We start from the raw sequence: 15169 nt of genomic DNA, 5'->3' as shown, positions 1-15169 counted from the left end.
CGCTATGTAGGTCGCCAGCGAACGGTGTCCACCAGCAGCGGGATTAAAGCTCGACCCCGCTGGCGATCGCTTCGAGCTTTTTGATCCGCTCTTTGAGATCCGCGAGTTCGATCCGCGCTGCGCCGACACCGGCGCCGCCTTCGATCTCTCCGCCACGCAATTGCTCCGTACGGTCAAGTTCCTGCCGCTTCAGCTCAAGCCAACCCTGCCACCCGCGCAGCAGCGCGAAGGCGACGACGGTGATGCCAACAAGGCAGGTTGCAGCAATGACGAGTGTCGGTTCCAAGACGGTTGCATCAATCATTCGCTTAGATCCTCCTTGTTGGCCGGAGTTGGGCTGGCCGGAGTTTGGTCAGGGGTACGCAGAGATTCGATTTCAGCGGAGATGCGGGCGCGCTCCTGCGCGTCTGCCGAGTTGGCGTCTGTCGCGATGCGCTCCAGCACTTTGATGCGCTCTTTCAGCTCGGCGACTTCGGCCTGGGCTGCTTCCGCTGCTTCATTGCGGTCTTCGCGAACGTTAAGGGTCTGATTGCCCATCATGTCCTCGGTGATCCCGTGCTGGGCGTTGTACCGCGCCTTGAGCACGCTGGCGATCGCGCCGACGATGACAATGATGACAACAGCGGTCCAGAAACTCACGACAGCTTCTCCTTGTCCTTTGCTTCGGCGGCATTCGACAGTCGCAGCTGTTCGATCTCATCGGCCAGCACCTGCCCGCGATCGGTTGCGATCCGTTCGAGCACAGCGAGGCGGTCTTCCACCATATCGGTCCGGTCGGAGAGAGCTTTGGTCTCTGCTGTTCCGGAACCGTTGCCAATCCCGGCCTGCGATTTCTTGAATTCAAGCACCTTGGAGACGATGCCGTTCACGCTCAGGCCCAGGATGATCAGCATAATGATACAGGCCGCGAAGATGATGGTCAGTTCGTCTTCCATCAGGCGTTTCCTCTTACGTTTGCGTTGTCGCGCAGTTGTTCGATTTCCTCGGCGAGGTCATGTGAGCGATCAGTGGCGATCCGCTCCAGTACCTGCACCCTGTCTTCAAGGTTTCCGGCCTTTGACACCGGCTCCTGCGGCGGTTTTTTGCGCTTCAGTTTCAGGCCGATCATAACCAGCCCGGCCGCTCCTGTGGCCGCAAGCCCTGCGATGATCAGCGCATCAATAACCAGAGGTGTGTCGGCTCCCCACATCAGGCGGTTCCTTCATCCTTGCGGTGTTCCAGTGCACGATCGCGAAGCGCGTCGATTTCCGATCCGAGCTGGTAGCCACCGTCGGTCACGATCCGTTCGACATTGGCGAGCCGATCTTTCACCGAGCCGAGCTCGGCGCGCAGTTCCGCATTTTCTTGCGTGAGCAAGGTGACGCGCTGCTTGGCTTCGTGGTCGCTCGATGGCTTCAGGGCCTGACCCCAAGCGCCTTCTAGTGGGTAGCCATGGGCTATCTTCAGGCGGGTCGTGTGGATCCATCCAGCGACGCCTGCCGCGCCTAGAGCCAATCCACCGCCGATGATCCACGGTAGGTGCGGGATGATTGTGGCTGCTGCATCGGGGCTCATGCTTGCTCTTTCTTGTCGAGGTTGAGGGGGACGCCGCTATCGGCGCGGTTGGTCGAGGGTTTGTCGCGGAGCGCTTCGATCTCTTCGGAGAGCGAATAGCCGCGGTCGGTCACGATCTTTTCGAGCACGATCATGCGATCCTGCATCTCATCGAGCTTGCCGTTGAGTTCGCGGTTTTCGGCTTTGAGACGCTTGGTCTCGGCGCTGTCCTCTTTCTTTGTGGACTTGCCGCCCCACTCGTCTTCCAGCTCGTAACCGTGCTTGGCGCGGATCCAGTTGTTGATCAGCCAAGCGCCATACGAAACGGCGATAATTGTAATGACAAATCCTGGACCGCCCCAATCCATTACACGTTCTCCTTGCGCGCAAGATCGAGCGGTACACCGGCGTCTGCTTGGTCGGCTGTGCGAGTGTCACGCAGCGCTTCGATCTGGGTGGCGACGTCGTAGCCTTTGTCTGTGACAATGCGTTCGAGCACCTGGACCCGGTCTTCGAGCCGCTGAACCTGGCTGGCATATTGTGCCGCCTTTTCTGCCGTCGCCGCTGCAGTCGTGTTGACTTGCATCGCTGCGACTTTCTCTTTGTGCTTCGCCCAGATGGCGACCATCGGGATCGTGCATCCAAAGATGATGGCAACGATTGGTATTAACTCGCCCATGTTTTCGTCCCTCAGTTGTTTGGTGCGCTGTTCAGCGCAGTTGTTCGATTTGATCGGCGGTGCGCCGGGCTGGATCGATGGCTATGCTTTCAAGCACGGCCAGTCGGTCCTGCATCAGTTCCACGGTTTCGCGCAGTTCCTCTTTTTCAAGGTCACGCCGACCTGATCCATGTTTGATCTCGGCCATTTTGCGGCGATGCGCGAGGAATGAATGGATGGTGGCGAAAGCACCAAGGCTCAGGATTGCCATTACCAGCACCATCATCACAGATTCATGGATAGGCATGCGATGTCTCTCCCCTCAGAGTGGCTTCAGCGCAGGCGCTCGATTTCAGCATTCAGGCGCGGATTGCTGCTGACATAGTGGGTTTCCACGGCTGCCAGCCGGCGATCGATGTCGCGGAAGTTTGCGCGGATTTCCCGAGCGGTGCGCTGCGGGCTCTGCCGGACGCGCTGCCAGTACTTCTGCTCGCCTTCGTCGCGGTACAGGTGGGCCGGTTTCTTGTTCAGCAGGAACCCGGCGGCGATGTAGGCCAGGATGGCAATCGGGCCGAGCGCGAACACTGTCAGTGCGACCGCTCCAGCGCGAACCCAGAATGGGTTGATGCCGGTGTAGTCGGCGATGCCTGAACAGACACCCATCAATTTGGCGTTGTATTTGTCGCGATAAAGCGTGGTGCGGGGGCTGTTCATCACTTGGCTCCTTTCTTTTCGGCCATCATGCGATCGAGTTCGCGCAATTGCTGATTGTCGACTTCCTGATCGTGCATCAGGCGTTGTACGGGGGAGAACGAGGGGTCATCGGAAGCGACCAACCGCTCAACCGTGTCCATCCGTTCATCGAGACGCTTGGCGAGCTGATAGAGTTCATCGAGCAAGACCTCGTCATCGGTCGTAATGGTCGCTGCCGTCTTCCACTTGGTTACATAGTGCAGGATCAACCAGGGCAGGCCGATCGCGAAGAGCGGGACAAAGAAATATTCTGGTTCCACCTTAGTCAGTCCTTCTTGTCTGCGCCGTCTTTGCCGAGCGCCTTTTTCATCTGAGCGAGTTCGTCATCAATCGCATCGGCACCTTCGAGCGCTGCGATCTCATCGGATAGCGAGGGGCCGCCCGACTGGTCGGCAATCGACATCGCTTCGGCGCGGCCTTCGGCAAAATCGACCCGGCGTTCGAGCTGGTCGAAGCGCGACAGTGCCTCGTCGGTGCGTTCGGTGCTCATCAGCGTGCGAAGCTTCACGCGGTTTTCCGCGCTTTCGAGCCGCGCCGCGATCTGTGTCTGGCGGCTGCGGGCTTCGCGCAGGCGATGCTGCAATTTCTGAATGTCGGCTTCGTAAGCGCGTAGCGCGTCATCGAGCACCGCAATCTCGGCCTTGAGCTGGTCGGCCATGCCAACCGCTTTCTTCTTCTCGACCAGAGCGGCGCGGGCGAGGTCTTCGCGGTCCTTGGACAGCGCCAGCTGTGCCTTTTCACCCCAGTCAGCCTGAAGCTTGTCGAGCTTCACGACGTGGCGATGCATTTCTTTCTGATCGGCAATCGTGCGCGCCGCGCTTGCCCGGACTTCCACCAAAGTCTCTTCCATCTCGAGGATGATCATGCGGATCATCTTTGACGGATCGTCCGCCTTATCGAGCATGTCAGTGAAGTTGGCGGCAATGATGTCACGGGTGCGGCTGAAAATGCCCATAAAGGCTACTCCATCGAAAAAAGGGTTATCGCTGTCCGAACGGGTATCGGTGTTGTGGTTCTCTCTAGCACGGGAAACGCCTTGTGTCGGCGTAGGGCTGCGGCGCAGTTTCTCGATCTCGGCATCGAGTCTTGAAAGCGCCTTCGGGTGCGGGATCGGTTCGGGGGACAACCTATCAGAAGAGGGGTGGACCGGAGCGTGCGCGTCTCCGCTGGCGTCAGCGTGATCGACTGCGCCAGATGGAGTATCTGCGGGGGGGACTGAACGCTCCGGCCCGAGGGTATCTTTGGGGTTGGCTTTGCTCATTGCGGCAGGCTCAAGCGATTTCGACCGCTGCGCTGTCGTAAGCGATCGGAGCAGCGTGGGCGTGGCTGGCAGTCATCTGCGTCGAGAGCGCAACAAATGCCGTCATCGCAGCGATGCTGGCGAGGGCGGCTTGGCCAAGCTTGCTGCTGAAGAATGAGCGGTTGTACATGGTCGGTCCCTTCGGAGTGAATGAGATGTGTTTCGAGTTCATTCACAACACAGCAAGGGGTGTGCCAAACTTGGTAAGCCGCAGAAATGCTTGGGTTTTGCAGCATCGGGTGATGATGGTGTTGGTTTCTATTGCCAAGCATTGGGAATTTTCACTATAGGTTGGTGAATGGATCGGGAAAATCAGTTTATCGGCCAGTCTGGCGCCTTCCTTGATGCGGTCGAGCGGGCCAGTCGCGCCGCCCCGATGAGCCGCCCCGTGCTCGTCATCGGCGAGCGCGGCACCGGCAAGGAATTGATCGCCGAACGTCTCCACCGCCTGTCGACCCGTTGGGACGAGCCGCTGGTCACGATGAACTGCGCGGCTTTGCCCGAGACATTGATCGAAGCCGAACTATTCGGGCACGAAGCCGGTGCCTTTACCGGGGCTACCAAAGCGCGTGCGGGAAGGTTTGAAGAAGCCGACAAGGGCACGCTTTTTCTCGACGAACTGGGCACATTGTCGATGGGTGCACAGGAGCGCCTGCTGAGGGCCGTTGAATATGGCGAGGTTACGCGGATCGGATCGTCACGCCCCGTCAGGGTCGATGTTCGGATCGTCGCAGCGACCAATGACGATCTTCCAGCTTTGGCCAAGTCAGGTGAGTTCCGCGCCGATTTGCTCGACCGGCTGAGTTTCGAAGTCATCACCTTGCCGCCATTGCGTGTGCGCGAAGGTGATGTTGGGGTGCTCGCCGAATACTTCGCGCGGCGCATGGCGGCTGAGCTAGACTGGCACGGCTGGCCTGGCTTTTCTCCTCATGTGATGAACCAGCTTGAGGAGTATTCCTGGCCCGGCAACGTCCGCGAGCTGCGCAATGTGATCGAGCGTGCGGTGTATCGCTGGGACGATCCGGGCGAAGCGATCTCCTATGTGCAGTTCGACCCGTTCGAAAGCCCCTGGAAACCGAAGGCTCCGCCGCATCGCGGCAGCGCGCCTCCAGCGGCAGTAAATGCCGGTGCGGGCGATGTGCCGCAGTCCAATGGCGCGATCCCGGCGGGGGCGAGCTTCGAACAGATCGACGACCTGCGTGCTGCAGTCGATTCTCATGAACGGTCGATCGTCGAGCACGCGCTTGGCAAACATCGCTGGAATCAGCGCCAAACGGCGAAAGCACTCGGCCTGAGCTACGATCAGCTCCGCCATGCGATCAAGAAACACGGCCTCATGGAAGGCGACGAAGCGTAGTCGGCTGCTCTCTCAGCTCTTGACAAACTGCATCATTTCCATAATTCTAGAAATATGGAAATGATGTTTGATCCCAATGATCCCTCACTGCTAGACGCCGTCGCTGCGCTTGGCGCTCTTGCGCAAACGCACCGGCTCGGCGTGTTTCGTCAGCTCGTCCAAGCAGGACACTGCGGTTTGCCAGCCGGTGTCCTGGCCGAGCGTTTGTCTGTGCCGCGCAGTTCGCTTTCGTTTCATCTCTCAAATCTGAAATCGGCTGGATTGGTGCATGAGCGGCGCGAAGGGCGATCGATCATCTATTCCGCCAACTTTGGCGCGATGCGCGATCTCATCACCTACCTGCTCAGAAATTGCTGCGAGGGCGACAGCGTGGAAGCGCAATTGGTCCAGGAACTCACCAAAGGAACCCCTCAATGAAGCGTTTTCATCTCAATCTGCGGGTCGCAGACCTCGATCAGTCCACGACGTTCTACACGCACTTGTTTGGCACGCAGCCGACAGTGGACGAGCCGGATTACAAGAAATGGATGCTCGACGATCCGTTCATCAATTTCTCGATCGAACCCGAGATTGAAGGGAAAAAGGGTGTCGCGCATCTCGGCCTGCAAGCTGCAAATGACGGGGAGTTGGCTGCGATCCGGCAGAATATCGCCGCTGCTGGTGCACCGACTTTCAATGAAGGCGAGACCGAGTGCTGTTACGCTCATTCATTCAAGAGCTGGACCCGCGACCCGGACGGCATCGTGTGGGAAGCTTTCTACACTGACGGTCAGCGCCGCGACTACGGCGAAATGCCAGATGCCGAAGCGGTGATTGCGCAGCGCTAGTTCTAGCCCCAGCGCCCAAACCTAACGGCTTGTTTACAAGTCGTCTTTAAGCTCCTCGGGTTAGTCGCAGATGCAGAGGGGCGGACAATGCGTGTTCTTGTCGATTTGGTCGATTCCATTGGAGCGAGCATTCGATTCATTTTCCTGATGTTTTTCCTCGCAATCTTCGGGTTCGGGATCCTTGTTACAGCGGGCGCGACTTATGTGGCCCCCAAAGTGGCAGACTCGGTCGTTGACCGTGCCGATCGCTATGAAGATCGATTGGAACAGGCGCGGCGAGATCGAGAACTGGGCAGCGAAGGCTGGGGCTATGGCGCAGGCAGCTCCAATACCCGTAGTCCGAACGCCGACGGCTTTGGCGAAGACGATGGCAGCTGGGCGGACGACTACGACAGCGGGTATCGGTAAGAACCATGCATCTAGGACTTGAGCACCAGATCGACCACTCGCTGCTCGCGAATCGGTCCCTCGCGCCAATAGCAATTCAACGGTAAGTTTGATGACGGGTCGCGACAATGCAGCCTTGGAGGCGGAGATGGCTTGGGACATGCCAGACGCCTCGGCTGAGATCGCGCAGGTCGACACGGTGAGCGAATCCATACCCAATACCGGAAGACGCAACGCGCCACGTTTGCGGCTCAGCCTTCCGGCGCGGCTGGTATCAGTTGAGCGCACGCATCAATGCATTCTCATGAACCTGTCGCGCACAGGCGCGCAAATTGCGATCCTGGAATCACTCCGCGAAGGCGAAGGCGCGGTGCTGAAATGCGGGAAGATCGATCAGTTTGTGATCGTCAGCCGGGGTGAATTCGGGCTCAATGCGCTGACTTTTGAAGAAGAACTAAGCGACGAAATGGTGCTGCACATCCGGCGCTATCACGAAAACTTCGAAGAGCGCGAACGCCGCGCGCTGGTCGAAACCGCACGAAAATGGGTCAGCGGAGAAAGTGACGACGAGCGGGCTATCTGAACCGCTAAGGGATTAAGCGTATCCATGCATTTGGGTGGCGGTCAGGCTGTTTGCTTACCGTCATGACCCATGCACGCCCCTTTCACCTCAGCACTCGGCACGCCGCGGCACACTATCGGACGCCGGGCGGCCGCCCGTTTGCGGCTTTCGATGCCAGCCAAACTTGTGACGATCTATGAAACGCGGCCGTGTATCATCCTGAATCTGTCGCAAACCGGAGCGCGTTTGGGTCTCGAAAATCCGCTGGCGCTTGGCGACGCTGCGTTTTTGCAATGCGCCAGCATAGACCACTTCGCCAATGTGGTTCGCAGCCAAAAAGGCACCAATGCGCTCGAATTCGAAGTGCCACTGACGCATGATCAAGTGCTTGCCATCCGCACGGTGGCCGAGAATTTCGACGAACTGGAACGCCGCGATTTCAGGCAGATCGCGCGCGATTGGATCACAGGCGGATACTGAAGCGCAGTTTCTTGACCTAATCCGGTCAGACCCACTTGCCATATTGATGCAGTGCGCCTAATTGCCACTCATCCCGACATCGTCGAGACACTGAAGCGCTGGCGCCGCAAGGGGCCGGTACCAAACAGCATTGTCATTTCATGCTGCTGCAAACTGGAGAACGATGGCCGATCTGGCACGCCTGACCGAATTGATTGAGCCCGAGGCGAAAGCGCTCGGTTTTGATCTCGTGCGCGTGAAGATGATGCCATCCGAAGCGGGAGACGGTGGTGAAGCGCTCCAGATCATGGCCGAAGACCCGGCGACGGGCCAGCTGGTGATCGAGCAATGCGCTGAATTGTCGCGCCGCGTCTCAGAGATGATGGATACGCGCGAGGAAGCGGGTGAAGTGCTGGTGGATGGCGCGTACCATCTGGAAGTTTCCTCACCCGGTATCGACCGTCCTCTTACGCGTGAGAAGGACTTCACGGACTGGGCCGGGCACGAAGCGCGGATCGTCATGGCCAAGGGCTTTGCCAAAGAGACGGGGCGCCAGCGGACATACAAAGGCGAACTCATTGGGATCGAAGGCGACATGGTTTCGATCAAAGATGCCAAAACAGGCGAGGCATCCTTGCCTCGCAGCGAAATTCACTCGGCTAAGCTCGTCCTGACAGACGCGCTGATCGCCGCGACTAAGCCGCTCGACGTAAGCGGTGCCGACGAATTACTCGAAGACACTCAAGAAAAGGCAGACGACTGATGGCCAGTGCCATTTCCGCCAACAAGGCAGAACTCCTCGCGATCGCAAACGCTGTCGCTTCCGAAAAGATGATCGATAAATCGATCGTCATCGAAGCGATGGAAGAAGCGATCCAGAAAAGCGCGCGCAACCGCTACGGTGCGGAGAACGACATTCGCGCGAAGCTCGATCCGCAGACCGGCGATCTGACGCTGTGGCGAGTGGTCGAGGTGGTTGAGGAAGTCGAAGACTACTTCAAGCAGGTCGATCTGAAGCAGGCCAACAAGCTTCAGGAAGGCGCGGCACTTGGCGACTTTATCGTCGATCCGCTGCCGCCGGTCGATCTGGGCCGCATCGATGCGCAAAGCGCCAAGCAGGTGATCTTCCAGAAGGTCCGTGATGCCGAGCGTGAGCGTCAGTTCGAAGAGTTCAAGGACCGCGCGGGCGAAATCATCACCGGCGTGATCAAGTCGGTCGAGTTCGGCCATGTGATCGTCAATCTCGGCCGCGCCGAAGGCGTTATCCGCCGCGATCAGCAGATCCCGCGTGAAGCGACCCGTGTCGGCGAGCGTATTCGCGCGCTGATCACCAAGGTTGAGCGTAACAATCGCGGTCCACAGATTTTCCTCAGCCGTGCTGCGCCGGATTTCATGCGCAAGCTGTTCGCGCAGGAAGTGCCCGAGATTTACGATGGCATTATTGAGATCAAGGCCGCTGCCCGCGACCCAGGCTCGCGCGCCAAGATCGGCGTGATCAGCCATGACAGCTCGATCGACCCGGTCGGCGCCTGCGTCGGCATGAAGGGTAGCCGCGTTCAGGCCGTCGTGCAGGAATTGCAGGGCGAAAAGATCGACATCATCCCTTGGTCGGAAGACACCGCGACTTTCGTCGTGAACGCATTGCAGCCGGCAACCGTTGCCCGTGTTGTGCTCGACGAAGAAGAGGGCCGGATCGAAGTCGTCGTTCCGGATGATCAGCTGTCGCTGGCCATCGGTCGCCGCGGTCAGAATGTGCGTCTCGCCAGTCAGCTGACTGGTCACCAGATCGACATCATGACCGAGGAAGAGGCTTCGGAGAAGCGCTCCAAGGAATTCGCCGAACGTTCGAAGATGTTCGAAGAAGAGCTCGACGTCGACGAAACGCTATCGCAGCTGCTCGTCGCAGAAGGCTTCGCGATGCTGGAAGAAGTCGCCTATGTCGACCGCTCTGAACTGGCGGCGATCGAAGGTTTTGACGAAGAGCTCGCTGAAGAGCTTCAGAGCCGTGCGATCGAAGCGCTCGATCGTCAGGAAGAAACCTTCCGTGCCGCTCGTCGTGAGCTGGGTGTTGAAGACGATCTCGCCACCATGCCGCACCTCAATGAGGCGATGCTGGTCACGCTCGGCAAGGCAGGTATCAAGACGCTCGACGATCTGGCCGACCTTGCCACCGACGAACTGATCGCCAAGAAGCGCGAAGCTCCGCGCCGCCGGAACAACGCTGCAGCCGATGGCCCGCCCATGCGGCGTCCCCCGCAGCGTGAGCAGGACAAGGGCGGTGTGCTCGGCGATTACGGACTTTCTGAAGAGCAGGGCAACGAGATAATCATGGCTGCCCGCGCACATTGGTTCGAAGATGAAGAGCCGCAGTCGGCTCCATCGGGGTCCGAAGACGAAGAGGAAGCTCCGGCACCTGCCGAGACGACCGACACGCAGGAGGCCGCTGATGCGGACTCCACACAATGAGCGCCTGACGCCCGACATCGCTGAAGACGCCAACTCCCCCAAGGCCAACAAAGGTTCCGGGAGCGAGCGGCGCTGCATCCTTTCCGGAGCGACTGCCCTGCGCGAAGACCTCGTGCGGTTGGCGGTATCTCCGGATGGATTGGTGCTGCCCGATCCCGGAGCCAAGGCACCGGGACGCGGGGCATGGATTGCGCCAGACAGGGCTGCGCTTGAAAGCGCCATCGCCAATGGCCAATTCAAAGGGGCATTGGCGCGCGCTTTCAAAGGCGGGCCGGACAAGGTGGGGCTTTCCTACTCGGATGAATTGCCGGATCAGGTGCACAGCGCGCTTGCTCGGGCGCTGACCGATCGGCTGGGTCTCGAACTGCGTGCTGGTAACGTCGTGCTCGGATCGAGCCGGATCGAAGAACAGGCGCGCACAGGCCGGATCGCGTTGCTGCTGCATGCCAGCGACAGCAGCGAAGATGGACGCAAGAAGCTGGATCAGGCGTGGCGTGTCGGGACCGAAACCGAAGGGTCGGGCAATCGCGGCATGGTGTTACCACTGGACCGCGCGGCTCTGTCTGTGGCATTGGGCCGCGAAAATGTCGTCCACTTGGGCATTTCGGGCCATGCTGGTGACCTTAGGGCCGCCAACCGAGTGGGGCAGGCGATCAGCCGCCTTTCGAATTTTGTTGGGAGCAATCCCGGCGAACCTGTCCAGCCCGATGCGGGTGACCCACTCGCTACGGCGGGTGACGACGTAGAGAATACTTGAAGGACTAACGAGCTAGAATGAGCGACGATACAGAAAAACGCACCCGTAAACCGCTGACCCTGAAGGGCGCTCAGCCGGGCGAGGTCAAGCAGACCTTTAGCCACGGCCGCACCAACAAGGTTGCGGTTGAGGTCAAGCGCCGCCGCAAGCTCCTTAAACCGGGTGAGACGCCCGCGCCTGAGGCCGCGCCCGCACCGGCGCCGGAACCAACACCGGCACCTGCCCCTGCGCCAGCACCGGCTCCAGCGGCGAAGAAGCCTGCTCCGGCGGCCGAAACGCCGCAAGAACGCGTGAAGCGTCTTGAGCTCGAAGCGGAAGAGCAGCGTCTTCAGCTTGCCGAAGAAGCACGCAAGCGCGACGAGCAAAAGGCCAAACAGGCGGTCGAAGACGAGAAGAAGCGCGCGGAAGAAAATCGCAAGGCTGAGGAAGAAGCCGCCAAGCAGGCTGAAGCCGATGCCAAGGCTGCTACCGAAACAGCAGAAACCGAAGCGGCGCCTGAGACAGAAGAGGCTGCGCCAGCGGCCAAGCAGGATGCGACCCCGGCACCAGCCGCTCGCAAGTTCACACCGGTTGCCCGGCCCGAGCCCAAGCGCCCTGAGAAGAAGAAGAAAGAAGACAAGCGCCAGGCTTCCGGAGGCGGAGGCAAGGACAAACGCCGTTCGGGCAAGCTCACCGTCACCAAGGCTCTCAACGAAGACGAGGGTCGCCGGGCACGGTCACTCGCCGCGCTCAAGCGTGCGCGTGAAAAAGAACGCCGGATGCAGGGCGGCGGTTCGTCGAAGCCGCGTGAAAAGCAGGTTCGCGATGTCATCGTGCCGGAAGCCATCACCGTGGGCGAACTCGCCAAGCGGATGGGGGAGAAGGGCGCAGACCTCGTCAAAGAGCTGTTCAATCTCGATATGATGGTGACGGTCAATCAGACGATTGATCAGGACACTGCGGAGCTTTTGGTCGAACAGTTCGGCCACAATATCGAGAAGGTTTCCGAAGCCGATGTCGACATCGACACGTCGGAGGACACCGATCCGGAAGAGACGCTGAAAGAGCGCCCACCGGTCGTCACGATCATGGGCCATGTCGATCACGGCAAAACCTCGCTGCTCGATGCTCTGCGCGGCACCGATGTGACCAAGGGAGAGGCCGGCGGCATCACCCAGCATATCGGCAGCTACCAGATCACCACCAAGAACAAGCAGAAGATTACCTTCCTCGACACGCCGGGCCACGCTGCATTCACCGAAATGCGTCAGCGCGGCGCGAACGTGACCGATATCGTGGTGCTGGTTGTTGCGGCGGATGACGGCATCATGCCGCAGACGATCGAGGCCATCAATCACACCAAATCTGCTGGCGTTCCGATGATCGTCGCGATCAACAAGATGGACAAGCCAGAGGCGAACCCGGACAACATCCGCAACCGCTTGCTCGAACACGAAGTGATCGTCGAAAAGCTTTCCGGCGAAGTCCAGGATGTCGAAATTTCGGCAATGAAGAAAACGGGTCTGGACGAGCTGATCGAAGCCATCACGCTGCAGGCCGAATTGCTCGAGCTCAAAGCACGTCCGGATCGCGACGCCGATGCGACCGTGATCGAAGCGCAGCTCGATAAGGGCCGCGGACCGGTTGCCAGCGTGATTGTCACGCGCGGAACGCTGAAGCGCGGCGACACTTTCGTGGTGGGCACCGAGAGTGGCCGTGTGCGTGCAATCGTCAACGATCAGGGCAAGCAGATCAAGGAAGCTGGCCCGTCCATGCCGGTCGAGGTCCTGGGCCTCGGCGGCGTGCCGTCGGCAGGCGATCAGCTGACCGTGGTCGAGAACGAACAGCGTGCTCGCGAAGTGGCAGATTATCGCCGCGAGAAAGCGACCGAAATGCGCACCGCGCTGGCGCCGACGAACTTCGATACGATGTTCAACAACCTCGCCAGCGATCTAGTCGAATTTCCGGTTCTGGTGAAAGCCGATGTGCAGGGGTCGGTTGAGGCGATCAACACCGCGCTGCACAACCTTTCGAACGATCTGATCAAGGTCCGCGTGCTGCACGCTGGCGTTGGTGCGATCACCGAAAGCGACGTGACACTGGCTGCGGCGTCGAACGCTCCAATCATCGGTTTCAATGTCCGGCCTAACGCGAAAGCACGTGAGCTGGTGAAACGCGACGGCGTTCGGATGATGTATTACGATGTGATCTATCACCTGACCGACGAGATCGCGAAGGAGATGGCCGGTGAGCTTGGTCCGGAGCGGATCGAAACCGTTGTTGGCCGCGCCGAGGTCAAGGAAGTCTTCAAGTCCGGCAAGAAGGACAAGGCGGCGGGTCTGCTCGTCACCGAAGGCGTCATCCGCAAAGGCCTGTTCGCGCGTCTCACCCGCGAAGATGTCATCGTGTCGGCCACCACCATCGCATCACTGCGGCGGTTCAAGGACGATGTCGACGAGGTCCGCTCGGGCCTCGAATGTGGCGTCGTGCTGGAAGACACCAACGATATCCAGCCGGGCGACAGCCTCGAAGTCTTCGAAGTCGAGGAGCGTGAACGGACGCTTTGAGTTTCGTAAGGAGCAGGGATGGACGCTGTGACCGAGGGCGCCGATCAGGAAGAAGAGTTTAAGAAACGAGACAAGGAAGCAGACGGCTGCTTGTCATGGCTGAGTGGCTGTCTGCCAATCCCGCTCGTGCTCGCGGCTGGGTTCCTTGTCATTCCTGATTGGTTTTCGTTTTGACCAAAATCTACGAAGGTCCGCGCTCGCCCTCGGCTGAGTTGATGGGCAGCGAGTTTGTGTCATTCGACGCGGACAAGGGCGAGCTCACTACGCGCTTCACACCGCCGCCGTCCTTTGCCTCTCCGCGTGGAGCGGTGCAGGGCGGGTTGATTGCGGGGTTTCTCGACGAGGTGATGGGCGGCGCTTTGCTGGCAGTGACCGACGAGCAGCGCCTACCGCTTAATCTCGATATGAGCCTGTCCTTCATGCGCATAGTCCCGCTTGCGCCAATCATCGCCAAGGGCCGTGTTGTGCGCGCTGGAAACCGCGTCGCGTTTCTTGAAGGCGAACTCTACGACGAGGATGGCAAGCTGCTCGCCCGTGCGCGTTCGACTGCTTTGCCGACCGCCGTGCCGGGAGCGGAAGGATGAGAGACGACATATTCCTCACCTCTGATATCTCGCCGCACACCGCCTTGCTCGGCTCCGAGTTCGAATCCTGGGATCCGGACACGCTAACCGCGACTATGCGCTTCACCGTCAAACGCGAGATGATCACGGCACGCGGCGGTGTTCAGGGCGGTTTGGTCGGCGGTTATCTCGACGATGTCATGGGCTATGCGCATGTCCTGTCGACCGATGGTGAGCTTGCGCCGCTGACGCTCGAATTTTCCATGTCGCTGCTCAAACCCGTCCGTGAAGGTCCGATCATCGGCACGGGCCGGGTGGTGAAAGCCGGCCGCCGCGTGATCTATCTCGAAGGCGAATTGCTAAGCGAAGATGGCGAAGTGCTGGCCCGTGCAACCTCCACTAACATCCCGACCCCGCGCCCGACCGGGGCAGATCTGGAGCCGAGATAGTGGCCCGTCTTCTCGCTCTGCTCGGCAGCATCAATATCGGCGGCAACCGGGTGAAGATGGTCGATCTTAAGGCTGCCTTTGCCGAGGAAGGTTTCAAGGAACTCGTCACCGTCGCGGCGAGCGGCAATCTGATCCTCTCGGATGAACGCGACCCGGTGTATATCGAAAAGCAGTTGGAGCGTGTGCTTGCCGATCGCTTCAAGTTCAATAGCTGCGTGATGGTTCGCACAAAGGAACAGGTGCAGACTGCGGTCGATGACAATCCGTTTCATGGCACTGGTCCGGAACATGGATCGGACAAGATGGTGCATTCGATCTTCCTGAGCCAGCAGCCGGATCAAGCTCGGTTCGATGCGCTGCTGGAAGAGCACAGTACAAAGGGCAGCGAGCGTCTCGCGCTCGGCGACCGCGTGCTGTATCTCGATTATGTGCACGGTGTCGGTGTATCGGACCTGTCGAGCAAGTTCCTTGAGCGCAGGCTCGGTTGCAAAGGTACCGCGCGCAATATGAACTCACTCAAGAATATCATTTCGAAGATGGCCTGAGAGGATT

General features: G+C 59.6%; 26 protein-coding genes. 14 read left to right on the top strand and 12 right to left on the bottom strand.

The genetic code is table 11. The features are described 5' to 3' along the window. Positions 1-43: 43 nt before the first annotated feature. The 12 genes from Q0837_RS09825 to Q0837_RS09770 form a co-directional block, all read right to left on the bottom strand. Positions 44-304, bottom strand: a complete 261-nt coding sequence (locus Q0837_RS09825) for a hypothetical protein (RefSeq protein WP_298468243.1) — start codon at positions 302-304, stop codon at positions 44-46. Further along, positions 301-639, bottom strand: a complete 339-nt coding sequence (locus Q0837_RS09820; RefSeq protein WP_298468241.1) for a hypothetical protein — start codon at positions 637-639, stop codon at positions 301-303. Before Q0837_RS09820 ends, Q0837_RS09825 begins: the two co-directional genes overlap by 4 nt. Next, positions 636-935 carry a hypothetical protein gene (locus Q0837_RS09815; RefSeq protein WP_298468238.1) on the bottom strand — a complete coding sequence of 100 codons (300 nt, stop codon included), beginning with the start codon at positions 933-935 and terminating at the stop codon, positions 636-638. The genes Q0837_RS09820 and Q0837_RS09815 overlap by 4 nt, the downstream gene beginning before the upstream one ends. Continuing rightward, complete coding sequence (locus Q0837_RS09810; protein ID WP_298468235.1) at positions 935-1189, bottom strand: hypothetical protein; 255 nt, start codon at positions 1187-1189, stop codon at positions 935-937. The genes Q0837_RS09815 and Q0837_RS09810 overlap by 1 nt, the downstream gene beginning before the upstream one ends. After that, the gene (locus tag Q0837_RS09805; protein WP_298468232.1) at positions 1189-1554 is read right to left on the bottom strand and encodes a hypothetical protein; all 366 of its coding nucleotides are present in this window, start codon (positions 1552-1554) and stop codon (positions 1189-1191) included. Before Q0837_RS09805 ends, Q0837_RS09810 begins: the two co-directional genes overlap by 1 nt. Beyond that, positions 1551-1901, bottom strand: a complete 351-nt coding sequence (locus Q0837_RS09800; protein WP_298468229.1) for a hypothetical protein — start codon at positions 1899-1901, stop codon at positions 1551-1553. Before Q0837_RS09800 ends, Q0837_RS09805 begins: the two co-directional genes overlap by 4 nt. Then, positions 1901-2212 (bottom strand): hypothetical protein, encoded by a 312-nt coding sequence (locus Q0837_RS09795; protein ID WP_298468227.1) that lies wholly within the window; start codon positions 2210-2212, stop codon positions 1901-1903. Before Q0837_RS09795 ends, Q0837_RS09800 begins: the two co-directional genes overlap by 1 nt. 31 nt (positions 2213-2243) lie before the next feature. Next, positions 2244-2498, bottom strand: a complete 255-nt coding sequence (locus tag Q0837_RS09790; RefSeq protein WP_298468225.1) for a hypothetical protein — start codon at positions 2496-2498, stop codon at positions 2244-2246. A 26-nt stretch (positions 2499-2524) separates the two neighbouring features. Continuing rightward, positions 2525-2905, bottom strand: a complete 381-nt coding sequence (pspC, locus tag Q0837_RS09785; RefSeq protein WP_298468223.1) for an envelope stress response membrane protein PspC — start codon at positions 2903-2905, stop codon at positions 2525-2527. Then, positions 2905-3204 carry an envelope stress response membrane protein PspB gene (gene pspB, locus Q0837_RS09780; RefSeq protein WP_298468220.1) on the bottom strand — a complete coding sequence of 100 codons (300 nt, stop codon included), beginning with the start codon at positions 3202-3204 and terminating at the stop codon, positions 2905-2907. The genes pspC and pspB overlap by 1 nt, the downstream gene beginning before the upstream one ends. Positions 3205-3209: 5 nt before the next feature. Beyond that, complete coding sequence (gene pspA / locus Q0837_RS09775) at positions 3210-3899, bottom strand: phage shock protein PspA (protein WP_298469876.1); 690 nt, start codon at positions 3897-3899, stop codon at positions 3210-3212. A 316-nt stretch (positions 3900-4215) separates the two neighbouring features. Further along, on the bottom strand, positions 4216-4416 hold the full coding sequence (locus tag Q0837_RS09770) for a hypothetical protein (RefSeq protein WP_298468217.1): 201 nt from the start codon (positions 4414-4416) through the stop codon (positions 4216-4218). Positions 4417-4542: 126 nt separating this feature from the next. Between Q0837_RS09770 and pspF the strand changes: the two genes are divergently transcribed. The 14 genes from pspF (at position 4543) to Q0837_RS09700 (ending at position 15162) form a co-directional block, all read left to right on the top strand. Then, on the top strand, positions 4543-5601 hold the full coding sequence (gene pspF, locus Q0837_RS09765; RefSeq protein ID WP_298468214.1) for a phage shock protein operon transcriptional activator: 1059 nt from the start codon (positions 4543-4545) through the stop codon (positions 5599-5601). A gap of 54 nt (positions 5602-5655) precedes the next feature. Next, positions 5656-6018 carry a helix-turn-helix transcriptional regulator gene (locus Q0837_RS09760; protein WP_298468211.1) on the top strand — a complete coding sequence of 121 codons (363 nt, stop codon included), beginning with the start codon at positions 5656-5658 and terminating at the stop codon, positions 6016-6018. Beyond that, a complete protein-coding gene (locus Q0837_RS09755) occupies positions 6015-6428 on the top strand; it encodes a VOC family protein (protein ID WP_298468208.1) in 414 nt (137 codons plus the stop codon). Before Q0837_RS09760 ends, Q0837_RS09755 begins: the two co-directional genes overlap by 4 nt. Positions 6429-6515: 87 nt before the next feature. Beyond that, entirely contained in the window at positions 6516-6836 is a 321-nt protein-coding gene (locus tag Q0837_RS09750; protein ID WP_298468205.1) for a hypothetical protein, read from the top strand. A gap of 91 nt (positions 6837-6927) precedes the next feature. Continuing rightward, complete coding sequence (locus Q0837_RS09745) at positions 6928-7398, top strand: PilZ domain-containing protein (protein WP_298468202.1); 471 nt, start codon at positions 6928-6930, stop codon at positions 7396-7398. Positions 7399-7467: 69 nt separating this feature from the next. Then, positions 7468-7857, top strand: a complete 390-nt coding sequence (locus Q0837_RS09740) for a PilZ domain-containing protein (RefSeq protein WP_298468199.1) — start codon at positions 7468-7470, stop codon at positions 7855-7857. A gap of 163 nt (positions 7858-8020) precedes the next feature. Continuing rightward, positions 8021-8599 (top strand): ribosome maturation protein RimP, encoded by a 579-nt coding sequence (gene rimP, locus Q0837_RS09735; RefSeq protein ID WP_298468196.1) that lies wholly within the window; start codon positions 8021-8023, stop codon positions 8597-8599. Then, complete coding sequence (nusA, locus tag Q0837_RS09730; RefSeq protein ID WP_298468194.1) at positions 8599-10302, top strand: transcription termination factor NusA; 1704 nt, start codon at positions 8599-8601, stop codon at positions 10300-10302. Before rimP ends, nusA begins: the two co-directional genes overlap by 1 nt. Continuing rightward, positions 10283-11059, top strand: coding sequence for a DUF448 domain-containing protein (locus Q0837_RS09725; RefSeq protein ID WP_298468191.1), 777 nt, complete (start codon positions 10283-10285; stop codon positions 11057-11059). The genes nusA and Q0837_RS09725 overlap by 20 nt, the downstream gene beginning before the upstream one ends. A 17-nt stretch (positions 11060-11076) precedes the next feature. Continuing rightward, entirely contained in the window at positions 11077-13605 is a 2529-nt protein-coding gene (gene infB / locus Q0837_RS09720; RefSeq protein ID WP_298468188.1) for a translation initiation factor IF-2, read from the top strand. Between the two features lie 18 nt (positions 13606-13623). Continuing rightward, entirely contained in the window at positions 13624-13779 is a 156-nt protein-coding gene (locus Q0837_RS09715) for a hypothetical protein (protein ID WP_298468186.1), read from the top strand. Next, positions 13776-14189: a PaaI family thioesterase gene (locus Q0837_RS09710; RefSeq protein ID WP_298468184.1), complete on the top strand. Its 414-nt coding sequence runs from the start codon at positions 13776-13778 to the stop codon at positions 14187-14189. Before Q0837_RS09715 ends, Q0837_RS09710 begins: the two co-directional genes overlap by 4 nt. After that, entirely contained in the window at positions 14186-14617 is a 432-nt protein-coding gene (locus Q0837_RS09705) for a PaaI family thioesterase (protein WP_298468182.1), read from the top strand. The genes Q0837_RS09710 and Q0837_RS09705 overlap by 4 nt, the downstream gene beginning before the upstream one ends. Further along, complete coding sequence (locus Q0837_RS09700; RefSeq protein ID WP_298468179.1) at positions 14617-15162, top strand: DUF1697 domain-containing protein; 546 nt, start codon at positions 14617-14619, stop codon at positions 15160-15162. Before Q0837_RS09705 ends, Q0837_RS09700 begins: the two co-directional genes overlap by 1 nt. Positions 15163-15169 lie beyond the last annotated feature (7 nt).

Origin of the sequence: uncultured Erythrobacter sp., assembly GCF_947499705.1 — a bacterium.
Taxonomy (GTDB): Bacteria; Pseudomonadota; Alphaproteobacteria; order Sphingomonadales; family Sphingomonadaceae; genus Erythrobacter.
This window is presented reverse-complemented; position numbering and strand designations above follow the sequence as displayed.